Raw genomic sequence first — 13,257 nt, forward strand, 5'->3', positions numbered from 1 at the left:
GTAACATCGCCTCCATGTCGACCGTCGCCGCCGCGATCGCCTGCGTCGTCCTGCTGGGCCTGGCCGTGCTGCAGGTGCTCGTCGCCTGCGGGCTGCCCTACGGCCGGTTCGTGTGGGGCGGGCAGCACACCGTGGTCCCGACACGGCTGCGGGTGGGCAGCGCCGTCGCGGTCGTGCTCTACGCCGCCATCGCCGCGCTGCTGCTCAGTCGCGCCGGCATCCTGCCCGGCGGCACCTCGGTCGTGATCGTCGTGCTCACGTGGATCGTGTGCGCGTACTTCGTCGTCGGCATCGCTCTGAACCTCATCTCCCGGAGCCTGCCCGAACGCTGGACTATGGCGCCGGTCAGTGCGGTGCTGGCCGTGTGCGCGCTGATCCTCGCGCTGGGCGGACCCGGGACAGCCGGGGCGGAGCCCGAGACCGTACCGGGCACGCCGACCGCCTCGGCCGCCCCGACCGCCGAGCCGTCGCCCGACGAGACCGCCTCCGAACCCCCGGCACCGACCGGCCCGGTCGACATCGTCACCGGCCTGCGCGCCCCGTGGTCGATGGTCGTGGTGGACACCTCGGTGCTCATCAGCGAGCGCGACAGCGCCCGCATCCTCGAACTCACCGGCACGGGCGACCTGCGCGAGGTCGCCACCGTCGACGGCGTCGTGCCCGGCGGCGAGGGCGGCCTCCTCGGCCTCGCCCGCGACGGGGACGACGGTCTCTACGCCGCCTTCACCGCCGCCGACGACAACCGCGTCGTACGGTTCACGCTCATCGGCACACCGGGCGACCTCGGCGTCGCCGACCCGGCAGTGGTCATCGACGGGCTGCCGAAAGCCGGCATCCACAACGGCGGACGCATCGCCTTCGGTCCCGACAGGGCGCTGTACATCGCGGCGGGGGATGCCGGAGACCCGGCCGGTGCGCAGAATCCCGAGTCGCTGTCCGGCAAGATCCTGCGGGTGAATCCCGACGGGTCGATCCCCGCCGACAACCCGACCGCCGGGTCGCCGGTCTACAGCCTGGGCCACCGGAACGTGCAGGGCCTGGCCTGGACCGACGACGGCACGATGCTCGCGAGCGAGTTCGGGCAGAACGCCTGGGACGAGCTGAATGTGATCGTCGCCGGCGGCAACTACGGCTGGCCGGTCGTGGAAGGAACCGGCGGCGAAGGCCAGGGCTTCCGCGATCCGGTGCAGGTGTGGGAGACGAGCGCGGCCAGCCCCAGCGGTATCGCGGTGATCGGCGACGCGCTGTACATCGCGAACCTGCGCGGCCGCGTGCTGCGCGAGGTGCCGCTGGCCGACCTGGGCTCGTCTAGGGAGCACCTGGCGGGGGAGTACGGCCGGTTGCGCGACGTGATCGCCGGCCCGGACGGCACCGTCTGGGTGCTGACCAACAACACCGACGGCCGCGGCGATGCCGCAGACGGCGACGACCGCATCGTCAGTGTCCCCGTGGGGTGACGATGCGGTCGTGGCGTGGTGTGGTCGGTCGTGCGGGCGTGGCCGGTCAGCTCACCGCCTTCTTGACGAGCTCGCGGACCTTCTTCTCCACGGCATCCGTTACTTCCACGACCGCGTACGAGACCGCCCACATCGGCCCGTCGTCGAGGTTGGCGGGGTCGTCGAACGAGACCGTGCCGTACCGGGTCTTGAACTTGGATGCCGGCTGGTAGAAGACGACGACCTTGCCGTCGCGGGCGTACGACGGGAAGCCGTACATCGTCTTCGGGTTCAGGTCGGGGGCCTCTTCGGTGACGATCTTGTTCAACAGGACCGCCACCTCCTTGTCGACGCCGGTCAGCTTGTCGATGGCGGCGACACAGGCTTCGACCTCTCGCGCGAGTTTGGCGGCGCCTTTCAGGCCCTTCGAGGCGCGCAGCTCTTCGGCGCGCTGCTTCATCGCTTCGCGCTCTTCGGCGCTGAATCCCTTGTCGGCCATGTCAGTTCTCCTTCTTCTGCTGGATGCGGATAAGGTTGCCGGCCGGGTCGCGGAACGCGGCATCCCGGACCCCGTAGTCCTGCTCGATCGGTTCCTGCACGATGTCGGCGCCGGCGGCCTCGACCTGCGCGAAGGCGGCGTCGAGGTCATCGGTGGCCAGGTTCACGCCGAAGTAGCTGCCCTTGGCGATGAGTTCGAGCAGCGTCTGCTTCTCGTCCTCGGTGACGTCGTAGCCGACCCCCGGCGGGTGCAGCACGATCGCGGTGTCGGGCTGGCCGGCCGGACCCACGGTGATCCACCGCATGTCCTCGTACCCGACGTCGAGCCGCACCTCGAACCCGAGCACGTCGCGGTAGAACGCCAACGACGCGTCCGGATCGGTGTGCGGGAGGAAGCTGGAATGAATGGTGATGTCCATGCGGATCACGGTACGAGCGTCGCTGCGGGCCTCGCTTCTCGATTCCTGATCGGTTTGGTGAGGTTCTTGGCGATGCACGGCAGCATGCCGGGACGGAACGGCGCGCCCTGCTCCCGATACACGCTCGGCGCGACGCCGACCAGCTGCGAGAACCTCGAACTGAAGGTGCCCAGCGACGAGAATCCGACCGCGAAGCAGATCTCGGTGACGCTGAGGTCGCCGCGCCGCAGCAGCGTCATCGCCCGTTCGATGCGCCGCGTCATGAGATACGCGTAGGGCGGCTCGCCGTAGGCGAGAACGAACTGCCGGCTGAGGTGGCCGGCCGACATGTGCACGTCACGCGCCAGCGACTCCACATCGAGCGGCTGCGCGTACTCGCGGTCCATCCGGTCGCGCACGCGCCGCAGCAGCGCAAGGGTCTGCAGGTCGGGGGCACCCATTCCCCCGATGATTCCACGCGGGGCGAGAGGATGCCACGGGTTGGGCGGATCGGCTGGGATCGCCGACCTCTGCGGCGGTGTCGGACACGTGTGCGGTGGTCGCATGTTTGACTTCTCCACATTCATCGTTGCTTTGTTCGATATCTCAAGCTAGAATGGATGCATGACCCTCGAACAGCTGTCGCCTCCCGACCTCGGGACGGGCGCGCGCGGGGTCATGGCGATGATCGACCGGGTGGCCGACATCCGCGCTCAGATAGCGGCGCTCGAAGCGGCCGAGACGGAGGCCCTCGCCGATCTCGGCGACGCCGTCGACGCACAGATCGAGGCCTTGCCGGCCACGCAGCGGGCGACGGCGCTTCCGCTGCGCGATGCGTCCGCTCGCCTGGGCGCACGGGTGCGGCTGTCGGATCGGGCGATCCAGGGCCAGATCGTCCAGGCGCAGCAGACCGTGCGGTGGTTTCCGATGACGGTGGCGGCTTGGCGGGAGGGGCGGATCAGCCGCGCTCACGTGCGCGTCATCACGGACGCCGGCGCACTCCTCGACGACGAAGATGCGCGCGCCCGGTTCGAAGCCGAGGTGGTGCCCGTGGCCGAGGGGGAGACGGCCACGCGCACGCGTCCGATCGCCGAGCGGTTGGCCGAACGGTGCAACCCGGTGCCGTTCGCCGAACGGCACCGCCGAGCCCGCGACAATCGCAAGGTGCGCGTCTCCCGCCTCACCGACGGCATGGCCCGTCTGACACTCGACATCCCCGCCGTCCTCGCCCACGCGGCCATGGACCGTGCGACGAGCATCGCCCGCCTCAACCTCACCGAAGTCGACGACGCCGCCCTGGCCCGGGTGTTCGGAACACCGGTCGGCTCGCGCGCTTCTCGCGGCCCCGGTGGTTCTCGCGGCCCCGGTGGTTCTCGAGGCCCCGGTGGTTCTCGCGGCCCGGGTGCTTCTCGAGGCCAGGGTGGTTCCGCGCGGCCCATGGGCAGTGCGCTCGAACTGACGCTCACCGCGCGGGTGCGGACGGCGCTGTACGCGGGTGGTGCTGCCGCCGCGTCCACCGACGCGTCCTCACGCACCGTGGCTTCCATCGCCGGTCTCAGCGACGACCGACTCCTGACCGGCGTGGACTTCGTATCGACTGCCCGGCTCATCGACCCGCGGTCCGCCCACGCCCGTGGCATCGCCGCAGGGCAGAGCCGCCACGAGCGCGAATCGGAGCCCGACGAGCGCACGCTCGACCAGCGGCGGGCCGACGTGATCACCGAGTTGCTGCTGGCCGGCGTGCCCCTCGGAGCCGACGCCGGACCCATCGCCGCGGTCATCGGGCAGGTGCAGATCACCGTCCCCGTGCTCTCGCTGCTCGCGGGCGACGACACCGTGGGCACCGAACCGGCCGAACTCGACGGATACGGCCCCATCGATCCCGCAACGGCGCGCATGCTCACGGTCGACGCCCCCGGCTGGGACCGCGTTCTCACCCATCCGATCACCGGCACTGTTCTCGAGGTGGACCGGTACACACCGACCGCCGCCCAGCGCCGTTACCTCCGCGCCCGAGATCGGCACTGTCGATTCCCCGGGTGCAGCATGCCCGCGCGCAGATGCGACACCGATCACACCCACGACCACGCCCAGGGCGGGCGCACCCAGCTGTGCAATCTCGCATGCATCTGCCGGCGACACCATGTGCTCAAGCACCACACGTCCTGGCGGGTCATCCACCGCCGTGGGGGCGTCCTCGAATGGCACGACCCCGATGGGCACATCTACACCGACACCCCGCCACCTCCCGTCGCGTTCGTTCCGGCGGACCTCATCGAGCGCACCCGCAACCGTCACGGCCTCTACCTCCGCGACGACACCCCGGCGCCGTTCTGACGCCCCGCCCGCGCCGTTCCGGGGCCACGCCCGCGCCGTTCTGACGCCGCGCGTTCACGCAGGAGACCACTAGCGCCGCGAACTCCCGTGCGATAGCGTGCGCACGCCACTCATGACCGAAGGGGACGCACATGTCGTTTCAGGCATATCTCGACGCCGTCGAGAAGAAGACCGGGCTGACACCCCGCCAGCTCGTCGACATCGCCCGCGAGAAGGGGTTCGACGAGACCACCAAGGCGGCCCCCATCGTCGAGTGGCTCGCCGCCGACTACGGTCTGGGCCGCGGGCACGCGATGGCCATGGTCCACGTCATCACCAAGGGCCCCAAGATCAGCGCGAAGCACGTCGGAACCACCGGTTCCCACGCCGACGACAGCGACACACTCTGGCTCGACGGCGCCGCGACCAACCCGGCGGGCTGACCACCGAACGCCGCCGACCCGGCGCGCGGACCGTTGCGCGCCACGAAGCCGGCGCGCTGCCAACCCGACGGGCAACGAGCTACCCCGTCAGCACCGCGAGCCGCTGGGTCGCGCGGGTCATCGCCACGTAGCGGTCAACCGCACCCGTGATGCCGTCGCCGAACCGTTCCGGATCGACCAGCACGACGAGGTCGAACTCCAGACCCTTCGCGGTCTCCGGCGTGAGGTAGCGCACACGGTCGCCGCCAGCCCCGTCACCGCCCACGCGCTCCACCGGATCCGCGGAGATCACACATGCCATGCCCTCGGCATGAGCCGCGAGCCAGCCACCGACGATCCCCTCGAGCTCGTCGACCGATCCGTGGTGCACCGGGATGCCGGAGCTGCGCACCGCGGTCGGCACGTTCGCATCCTCGATCACCGCGCGGATCACCGGCTCGGCCTCCCGCATGACCTCCTCGGGCGTCCGGTAGTTCACCGTCAGCGACGACATATGCACGTCACGGAATCCGATACGCTCCAACCGTTCCTGCCACGTCTCGGTGAACCCGTGCCGCGCCTGCGCGCGGTCACCGACGATGGTGAAGCTGCGCGAGGGGCAGCGCCGCATCAGCATCTGCCACTCCGCATCGGTCAACTCCTGCGCCTCATCGACGATCACGTGCGCGAACGGACCGGCCAGCGCGTCGGGATCCAGCGCCGGCAGCAGCGCATCGTCCACGAGGCTGTGCTGGGCGTCCGCTCCCCGCAGCATCCGCACCTCGCCGAGCTCCGAGTCGTCGGCGGCGATGATCTCGTCGACGACCCGTCCCATCTGCGCGCGCTGCTCGGCCAGCGCCGCCTCGCGCCGACGCCGCACCCGGTTCTGCTCCGGATCACCCACGCGCAGCCGCGCGGCGTCCAGCAACGGCAGGTCCGACGCGGTCCACGCCCGTCCGTCCTCCCGCTGCAGCGCCGCCACCTCGTCGGCGGTCAGCCAGGGTGCGCACCGTCGCAGGTAGGCGGGAACCGTGAACAGGTCGGCCACGACGACCTCGGGGCTCAGCAGCGGCCACGCCTTCGCGAACGCGCGACCCAGCACCTCGTTGCGCGCCAGCGCACGGCGCGCCTGGGTCAGCGGCGCATCCCGCTCGCCGAGTTTGTCGGTGAGGATGTCGAGCAGCTCCTCCCACACCTGGTCGCGGGCGTCATTGTGCGTGGCCCCCGCATCGGCGGACGCGAACGCATCGGCCCAGTCGTCGGGGGTCACCCGGACATCGGCCCACGGGGTCTCGACGAGCAGCGGCGTCGTCGGCGGCTCCTCATAGAGCGCGACGGCCGGTTCGATGGCCCGCTCGAGCGCGGCCGACGCCTTCAACGCGGCGACCGCCGGGTCGTGCTCGACGCCGGCATCCACCCCCTGCGGAAGCAGATCGCGCAGCGTGCACAACTGCACCCCCTCCTCACCCAGGCTCGGAAGCACATCGTCGACGTAGGCGAGGTACGGCTGGTGCGGCCCGACGAACAGCACGCCGCCGCGTCCCGCCTGCAGGCGCGGGTCGGCGTACAGCAGGTATGCGGCGCGGTGCAGCGCCACCACGGTCTTGCCGGTGCCCGGCCCACCGTCGACGACCAGCGCGCCGCGGGAATCGGCGCGGATGATCGCGTCCTGGTCGGACTGGATCGTGCTGAGCACGTCGCGCATGCGCGGCGAGCGCGCCGAGCCGAGGCTGGCGATGAACGCCGACTCGTCGTCGAGCGCGGCGCCGGATGCCGCGGCGTCGGCCGCGAGCACCTCATCCCAGTAGTCGCTCACGCGCCGGTTCGTCCAGCGGTACCGACGCCGGCTGACGAGTCCCATCGGGTGGGCGCGGGTCGCAGCGAAGAACGGCTCGGCGGCGGGCGCACGCCAGTCGACGAGCAGCTGCCGACCGTCGTCGGCGGTCAGACCGAACCGGCCGATGTAGATCGGTTCATCCGTGTCGGCGCGCACCATGCGCCCCAGGCACATGTCGAGGCCGAAGCGCCGCAGCAGCCGCAATCGGCTGCCCAGGCGATGGATCTCGAGATCCCGGTCGAGCGCCTGCTGGCCGGCGAGCGCGGGCTTGCGCTGTTCGGCCGCGAGCTGGGCCTCCAGCCGCGTGGTCGTGCGCTCCAGGGTCTCGGCGATCGCCGCGAACTGCGCGGCGTCGGCGGCGATCAGCTCAGGGTCGTTCTTGGCGGCCAGGCGCTCGGGCAGGTCGAAAGCACTCGCGGTGCGGGTGGACGGCATCCGTCTCCTCTCAGCGGGATCATGTCCCGTGCGTCGCGGGATGATTTCCCGCGCGACCTGCGATTCTGCCCCACGAGGGGGCCCTTGCCGCAAGACCCCCCTCGCGCGCGATAATGGAAAGGGAAGGCGATCACGCCAGCCCGGCCACCGGCACCCCCAGCCACTGCGCCAGGTCGTCGATCTCGGCGCGCACCATCTCCATCTCGTCGGGTTCGAACGGCACGAACTCGTGGATCGCGTTGACCCGCAGCACCTCGGCCTTGCGATCGTGTTCAGCGTCGAGCATCCCCACGAAGCGGTCGCCGAGCAGGATCGGGTGCGCGAAGTAGCCGTAGACGCGCTGGGCCTTCGGCTTGAACTGCTCGAGCACATACGCGAACTCGAACACCTCCTTCAGCCCGGGTCGATCGGCCAGCAGCGAGTCGTAGGGGTTGAGGAACGCGACCCGTCCGGCCCCCTCGTCGAGGGCTGCGAGCGCTGCGGGGTCGACGCGGAACTTCCACGTGCTGCCCTCGACCACGGCCGGCTCCCCCTCCTCACCGACCGGGCTCCAGTACCAGTGCGGCCGCGCGATCCCGACGGCCTGGAGCTTGCGCTGCGCCAGCAGGTGCGCGGCCTCCTCGGCGTCGTAGTCGGGCAGATCCGTCGGGTACACCCGCTCGGCGAGGTCCCAGCGCCGGTGCCGGCCTTCGCGCCCCACGACCGCGACCAACCCCTGCCGGCACAGGAAGTCGAGCATGATCGGCACCTGGTTCGCGCCGGTCCAGCCGTCGGGCGCACGGTCCACCTGGGCGGTGTTCGGGATGTCGGCGGTCAGCGTCGGCCCGTCGGCGCGCAGCCGGGCGAGGATCTCCCGTTTGAACCTGCCGTTCGCCTCGAGCCACTGCCGACTGCTCTCGCGCGTGGGCCAGGCGCGCATGGTCGGCAGCATGTACGGCAGCAGGCTGATCGGGCGGAAGGTGCCGCCGAACTCGAACAGCAGGCGGTCGTCCTCGGCGGCCTTGCGCAGGTGGCCGGGCTCGTACGACCAGCCGATGCGCGACCACGCCATCGTGTGCTCGCACGGGGCGATCGTGGCGGTCGGGTCGATCTTGATGTAGGTGAGCTGCTCGGCCACCTCGACGACATCGCCGGGCCGGTCGGCGTCGAGCAGCTGCGCCCGCACGACGATGCGGCGCGCGTCATCGCGGGTCAGGCGGTGCGGCTCGGCCACGCCGACGAGGCTACGCCGCCGCGCCACCCGGCGGAAGGGTCAGGATGCCAGGAACTCCAGCGCTGCTGCGCGGAACGCCCGCGCCCCCGGGGTGTTGAAGTGGTGCCGGCCCGGGATCTCGACGAACCGGCCCTGAGCACACGCGTCGGCGAGGGCCCGCGAGCCGTCGATGACGGCATCCTCCGACCCGGTCGCGAACAGCACGGGCTGCTCGGGGGCGCGCTCGGGATCGGGGTCGATCATGCGCGACGCGCGCATACCCTCGGCGATGGCGAGGAGCGCGCGCAGGTCGTTGCCCGACACCCGGTCGGACAGCGCGATGTAGTTCTGCGTGACGGTGTCGGTCACCGCGGTGCCGTAGGTGATGTACGCGCGCACCTGGTCCAAATCGAGACGGGCGAGGGGGATGCCGTCGGGGACACCACCGAGCACGAGGCGGTCGACGCGGTCGCCGAGATCGCGGGCGACCTCCCACCCGACGCGGGCCCCGAGCGAGTATCCGACGTAGTGCGCCTGGTCGACGAGGTAGGTGTCCAGCGCGGCCTCGACGTCGACGGCGAGCGCCCGCGGCCGGTACGCGGCCTGGTCGTGGGGCTTGTCGCTGAGCCCGTGGCCGCGCAGGTCGACGGCCAGCACCCGGTAGCCGGCCCGCGTCAGGTCGCGGACCCAGCCGGTGTTGACCCAGTTGTCGCGTGCGCTCGACGCGAAGCCGTGCACGAGCACGACGGTCGGATCGCCGGGGTCACCCCACGTGTAGGTCGCCATCCGGTACCCGTCGCCGACCATGATGTACTGCGGGTCGGGCATCTCGGTCAGCATCTGCAGGGCGGTGGTCACCCTTCGATTCAACACCCGTCGCGCGGCGTCCGGCAGGGAGGGTGCTGCCTCACCCGCGACCGGCAGCGAGGCGCTGCCTCACCGGCGTCCGGTCAGGCGCTCCCGGGCCGGCCGCCGCCGGGCGAAGATGCGCACGAGGTTGCCGCGCTGCGCGCCCGCGGGCGACTGGGGGAGGGCGATCGGCTGCGTGACGATGGCATCCACGATCATCGACCCGTCGGTGGGGCCCACGACGGGGATCGGCGTGGTCGGCGTCACCGTCTCGGGGTTGATCGGCATGCGCGCCAGTGCGCTGTGCGCGTGCACGTACGCCGGGATCAGCACGACGGCCGCTCCCACCCAGGCGAGCGGGTTGCTCAGCGCGACGCCGACGAAGCCGAACATCGCCCCGAAGATGACCGCCGCGCCCACGCGCATCGCGAGCTCGACGACACCCGTGACGGTCGGGATCAGCGTATGCCCGAGGCCCTGCAGGGCACCGCGCAGCACGAACAGCACACCGAGTGCGCTGTAGCTGACGCCGTTGACGATCAGCATGAGGTGCGCCAGTTCGACGACTTCCTGTGAGCCGTCGCCGACGAACAGGCCCACCATGTACGAGCCGAAGAGCACGAGCAGGGCGCCCAGGATCAGGGCCGCGATGATCGACATCCACACTGCCTGCACGACACCGCGGCGGATGCGGTCGGGGCGCCGGGCGCCGAGATTCTGCGCCGCGTACATCGACACCGCAAGCCCGAGCGACTGCAGCAGGGCGACGGCCAGGCCATCGACGCGGGATGCCGTGGTGTAGGCCGCGACGGCGTCGGCACCCAGCGTGTTCAGCGCCACCTGCACGGCAAGCGTCCCGATGGCGATGATCGAGGCCTGGAAGCCCATCGGCAGGCCGAGCCGGAGGTGCTCGGTCAGGTCGGCGCGGGTGACCTTGAAGTCGGCGCGGCCGACGTGCAGCACGGGCACGCGACGGCGCACGTACTCGAGGCACAGGAGCACCGAGACCGCCTGCGAGACGACCGTCCCCAGCGCCACACCGCCCACGCCCCACCCGAGCGGACCGACCATGGCGATGACCAGGCCCACGTTCAGGATGCAGGCGAGCGTGAGGAACACCAGAGGCGTGCGCGAATCACCGATGGCGCGGATGATCGCCGCGAGGAAGTTGAACGACATCATCGCGGCGGCGCCGAGGAAGCTGACCTGCGCGAAGACCGTCGCCTCGGCGACGAGCTCGGGCGGGGTCTGCAGCATCACGAGCGCCGGTTCCGCCAGCAGCGGCGCCGCGATGGTCAGCACCACGCTGGTGGCGGCGGTGAGGATCGTGCCGGACGCGACCGACCGGCGCACCCCGGCATAGTCGCGCGCGCCGAAGGCCTGGGCCGTCGGGATTGCGAAGCCGGACGTCAGACCCCAGGCGAAGCCGAGCAGGAGGAACAGCAGGCTGCCGGTCGCGCCGACGGCCGCGAGCGCGTCGACGCCGAGCTGGCGGCCGACGACGATGGCGTCGGCGAACTGGTAGAGCTGCTGGACGACGTTGCCGATCAGCAGGGGCACCGAGAACATCAGGATGACGCGCCAGGGACGGCCGGTCGTCAGGGTGGTGGACATGCGTGGGGGCTCTCGAAACGAAGAGACGGGCAGAAGACGAGGGAGGGATGCCGATGGCAACCCTTGATGGTATCGAATCGTTTCGGGGAAGTCGCCGGGAATCTCCGGCGTCAGGTCGTCGGATCTGCGACGTCACACCGGTGCATGGCGGAGGTCGAGCCGGCGCAGCAGCTGCGCGTTGACGGCGACGACGATCGTCGACAGCGACATGAGCACGGCGCCCACCGACATCGGCAGCACGAACCCGATCGGGGCGAGCACGCCCGCGGCCAGCGGCACCGAGATGAGGTTGTAGCCGGCGGCCCACCACAGGTTCTGCACCATCTTGCGGTAGCTCTGCGTCGACAGCGTGACCATCGACAGCACCGCGCGGGGGTCGTCGCCGGCGAGGATCACGCCGGCCGAGGCGATGGCCACATCGGTGCCCGCACCGATCGCGATGCCGACATCGGCCTGCGCGAGCGCGGGGGCGTCGTTGACGCCGTCGCCGACCATGGCGACCCGCCGCCCCTCGTCCTGCAGGCGCTGCACCGCGGCCGCCTTGTTCTCGGGGCGCACCCCGGCGAACCACCGGTCGATGCCGAGGTCGCGGGCGACGGCGGCCGCCACCGCTTCCGCGTCGCCGGTGATCATCACCACGCCGATACCGAGCCGGCGCAGGGCGTCCACGGCATCCCTCGATTCGGGCCGGATCTCGTCGGCGAGCTTGAGCGCACCGGCGACCTGCCCGTCGACGAGCACGTGCAGGATGATCGCACCGTCGGCACGCCACGAATCCGTGATGTCGAGCTCGACCACCGTCTCCTGCTCGAGCAGGTAGGGCCCGCCGACCTGGACGACGCGGCCGTCGACGACCGCGCGCACGCCGGTGGCCGGTTCGGAGTGGAAGTCGGTCGCCGTCGGCACGCTGACCCCGCGCGCGGTCGCGGCGGCGACGATCGCGCGGGCGAGGGGGTGCTCGGAGTCGGTCTCGGCCGCCGCGGCGAGCGCGAGCAGCCGGTCGGCGTCGAAACCGGCGGCGGGTTCGACCTCGAGCACGGCGGGCGCCCCCTTGGTGAGGGTGCCGGTCTTGTCGAACAGCACGGTGTCGACGGTGCGCATGCTCTCCAGTGCCAGGCGGTCTTTGATGAGCACGCCGGCGCGGGCGGCCCGCTCGGTCGCGATTGACACCACGAGGGGGATCGCGAGCCCCAGCGCGTGCGGGCAGGCGATGACGAGCACGGTGATCGTGCGTACGACGGCGTCGTCGACGGACCCGACCAGGGTCCACACGATCGCCGTGACCACGGCGGCGGTCAGCGCGAACCAGAACAGCCAGCCGGCCGCGCGATCGGCGATCCGCTGTGCGCGTGACGAGGAGTTCTGCGCGTCGCTGACGAGCTTGCGGATGCCGGCGAGCGCGGTGTCGTCGCCGACGGCGGTGATCTCGACGCGGATGCCGGAGTCGGTCGCGATGGTCCCTGCGACGACCGGGTCGCCCGCTTCGCGGCGCACCGGATTCGACTCGCCGGTGATCATGGACTCGTCGACGCTCGCGCCGCCGGCGATGATGCGGCCGTCGGCGGGCACGCGGCCGCCGGGGCGGACGACGACCAGGTCGCCGACCCGGAGCTCGTCCGGGGCGACCACCACAGTGGTGTCGCCGTCGACCCGCTCGGCTTCGTCAGGCAGGAGCGCGGCGAGCGAGTCGAGCGCCGAGGTGGTCTGGGCCAGCGAGCGCATCTCGATCCAATGGCCCAGCAGCATGATCACGATCAGCAGCGCCAGTTCCCACCAGAAGTCGAGTTCGTGGTGCAGGATGCCGAGGCTCGCACCCCACGACGCGACGAACGCCACGGTGATCGCGAGGCCGATCAGCAGCATCATGCCGGGTGTGCGGGTACGCAGCTCGGCGACGGCGCCGGTCAGGAACGGGCGGCCGCCCCAGACGTACATGACGGTGCCCAGCACCGGTGAGAGCCACCTCGCCCACGCGGCGTCCGGCAGCGGGTAGCCGATGAGGTGCGCGAACATCGGGGAGAACCCTACGACGGGCATGGCGAGCACCAGCATGATCCAGAACAGCCGGCGGAACTGACCGACGTGGTCGCCGTGCCCGGCGTGCGCATCATGGCCGACGGGGCCGGCATGGCCGTGGTCGGCGTGGCCGGCATGCGCGGCGTGGTCATGCCCGGCGTGCGCGTCCTGCGCGGTGTGGTGTTCGCTCACGTCTCGGACGATACCCCCCTGGGGTATGGGTTGCAACCCCCGACGCCATCGG

Annotated in this window: 11 protein-coding genes; 3 read left to right on the forward strand and 8 right to left on the reverse strand. The window is 71.2% G+C overall.

Annotated features, from left to right (window positions below):
* Positions 1-14: 14 nt before the first annotated feature.
* Entirely contained in the window at positions 15-1,457 is a 1,443-nt protein-coding gene (locus ACQ143_RS07170; protein WP_449570016.1) for a PQQ-dependent sugar dehydrogenase, read from the forward strand.
* Between the two features lie 46 nt (positions 1,458-1,503).
* Here ACQ143_RS07170 and ACQ143_RS07175 read toward each other — a convergent pair whose 3' ends face one another.
* Genes ACQ143_RS07175 through ACQ143_RS07185 form a run of 3 tightly spaced genes read right to left on the reverse strand, consistent with a single transcriptional unit; the run spans position 1,504 to position 2,793 of the window.
* Positions 1,504-1,935, reverse strand: coding sequence for a hypothetical protein (locus ACQ143_RS07175; protein ID WP_449570017.1), 432 nt, complete (start codon positions 1,933-1,935; stop codon positions 1,504-1,506).
* Between the two features lies 1 nt (position 1,936).
* The gene (locus tag ACQ143_RS07180; protein ID WP_449570018.1) at positions 1,937-2,353 is read right to left on the reverse strand and encodes a VOC family protein; all 417 of its coding nucleotides are present in this window, start codon (positions 2,351-2,353) and stop codon (positions 1,937-1,939) included.
* Positions 2,354-2,358: 5 nt separating this feature from the next.
* The gene (locus tag ACQ143_RS07185) at positions 2,359-2,793 is read right to left on the reverse strand and encodes a helix-turn-helix transcriptional regulator (RefSeq protein WP_449570019.1); all 435 of its coding nucleotides are present in this window, start codon (positions 2,791-2,793) and stop codon (positions 2,359-2,361) included.
* 163 nt (positions 2,794-2,956) lie between these two features.
* On the opposite strand from ACQ143_RS07185, the gene ACQ143_RS07190 reads away from it, so the two are divergent.
* Positions 2,957-4,669 carry a DUF222 domain-containing protein gene (locus tag ACQ143_RS07190; protein ID WP_449570020.1) on the forward strand — a complete coding sequence of 571 codons (1,713 nt, stop codon included), beginning with the start codon at positions 2,957-2,959 and terminating at the stop codon, positions 4,667-4,669.
* Between the two features lie 131 nt (positions 4,670-4,800).
* On the forward strand, positions 4,801-5,091 hold the full coding sequence (locus ACQ143_RS07195) for a DUF4287 domain-containing protein (RefSeq protein ID WP_449570021.1): 291 nt from the start codon (positions 4,801-4,803) through the stop codon (positions 5,089-5,091).
* A 79-nt stretch (positions 5,092-5,170) separates the two neighbouring features.
* Here ACQ143_RS07195 and helR read toward each other — a convergent pair whose 3' ends face one another.
* From helR to ACQ143_RS07220, 5 genes are all read right to left on the reverse strand, one after another.
* Positions 5,171-7,342: an RNA polymerase recycling motor ATPase HelR gene (gene helR, locus ACQ143_RS07200; RefSeq protein ID WP_449570022.1), complete on the reverse strand. Its 2,172-nt coding sequence runs from the start codon at positions 7,340-7,342 to the stop codon at positions 5,171-5,173.
* A 130-nt stretch (positions 7,343-7,472) separates the two neighbouring features.
* On the reverse strand, positions 7,473-8,555 hold the full coding sequence (locus ACQ143_RS07205) for a DNA glycosylase AlkZ-like family protein (RefSeq protein WP_449570023.1): 1,083 nt from the start codon (positions 8,553-8,555) through the stop codon (positions 7,473-7,475).
* Between the two features lie 39 nt (positions 8,556-8,594).
* Positions 8,595-9,392, reverse strand: coding sequence for an alpha/beta fold hydrolase (locus ACQ143_RS07210; RefSeq protein ID WP_449570024.1), 798 nt, complete (start codon positions 9,390-9,392; stop codon positions 8,595-8,597).
* Between the two features lie 78 nt (positions 9,393-9,470).
* On the reverse strand, positions 9,471-10,997 hold the full coding sequence (locus ACQ143_RS07215; protein WP_449570025.1) for an MATE family efflux transporter: 1,527 nt from the start codon (positions 10,995-10,997) through the stop codon (positions 9,471-9,473).
* A gap of 132 nt (positions 10,998-11,129) precedes the next feature.
* The gene (locus ACQ143_RS07220; RefSeq protein ID WP_449570026.1) at positions 11,130-13,205 is read right to left on the reverse strand and encodes a heavy metal translocating P-type ATPase; all 2,076 of its coding nucleotides are present in this window, start codon (positions 13,203-13,205) and stop codon (positions 11,130-11,132) included.
* Positions 13,206-13,257: the final 52 nt, after the last annotated feature.

This window comes from Microbacterium pollutisoli (assembly GCF_053586795.1).

Coding starts and splice junctions, on each gene's coding strand:
- ACQ143_RS07190 (WP_449570020.1), top strand. CDS start 2,957: ATGACCCTCGAACAGCTGTCGCCTCCCGACCTCGGGACGGGCGCGCGC.
- ACQ143_RS07185 (WP_449570019.1), bottom strand. CDS start 2,793: ATGGGTGCCCCCGACCTGCAGACCCTTGCGCTGCTGCGGCGCGTGCGC.
- ACQ143_RS07170 (WP_449570016.1), top strand. CDS start 15: ATGTCGACCGTCGCCGCCGCGATCGCCTGCGTCGTCCTGCTGGGCCTG.
- ACQ143_RS07215 (WP_449570025.1), bottom strand. CDS start 10,997: ATGTCCACCACCCTGACGACCGGCCGTCCCTGGCGCGTCATCCTGATG.
- ACQ143_RS07195 (WP_449570021.1), top strand. CDS start 4,801: ATGTCGTTTCAGGCATATCTCGACGCCGTCGAGAAGAAGACCGGGCTG.
- ACQ143_RS07180 (WP_449570018.1), bottom strand. CDS start 2,353: ATGGACATCACCATTCATTCCAGCTTCCTCCCGCACACCGATCCGGAC.
- ACQ143_RS07175 (WP_449570017.1), bottom strand. CDS start 1,935: ATGGCCGACAAGGGATTCAGCGCCGAAGAGCGCGAAGCGATGAAGCAG.
- helR (WP_449570022.1), bottom strand. CDS start 7,342: ATGCCGTCCACCCGCACCGCGAGTGCTTTCGACCTGCCCGAGCGCCTG.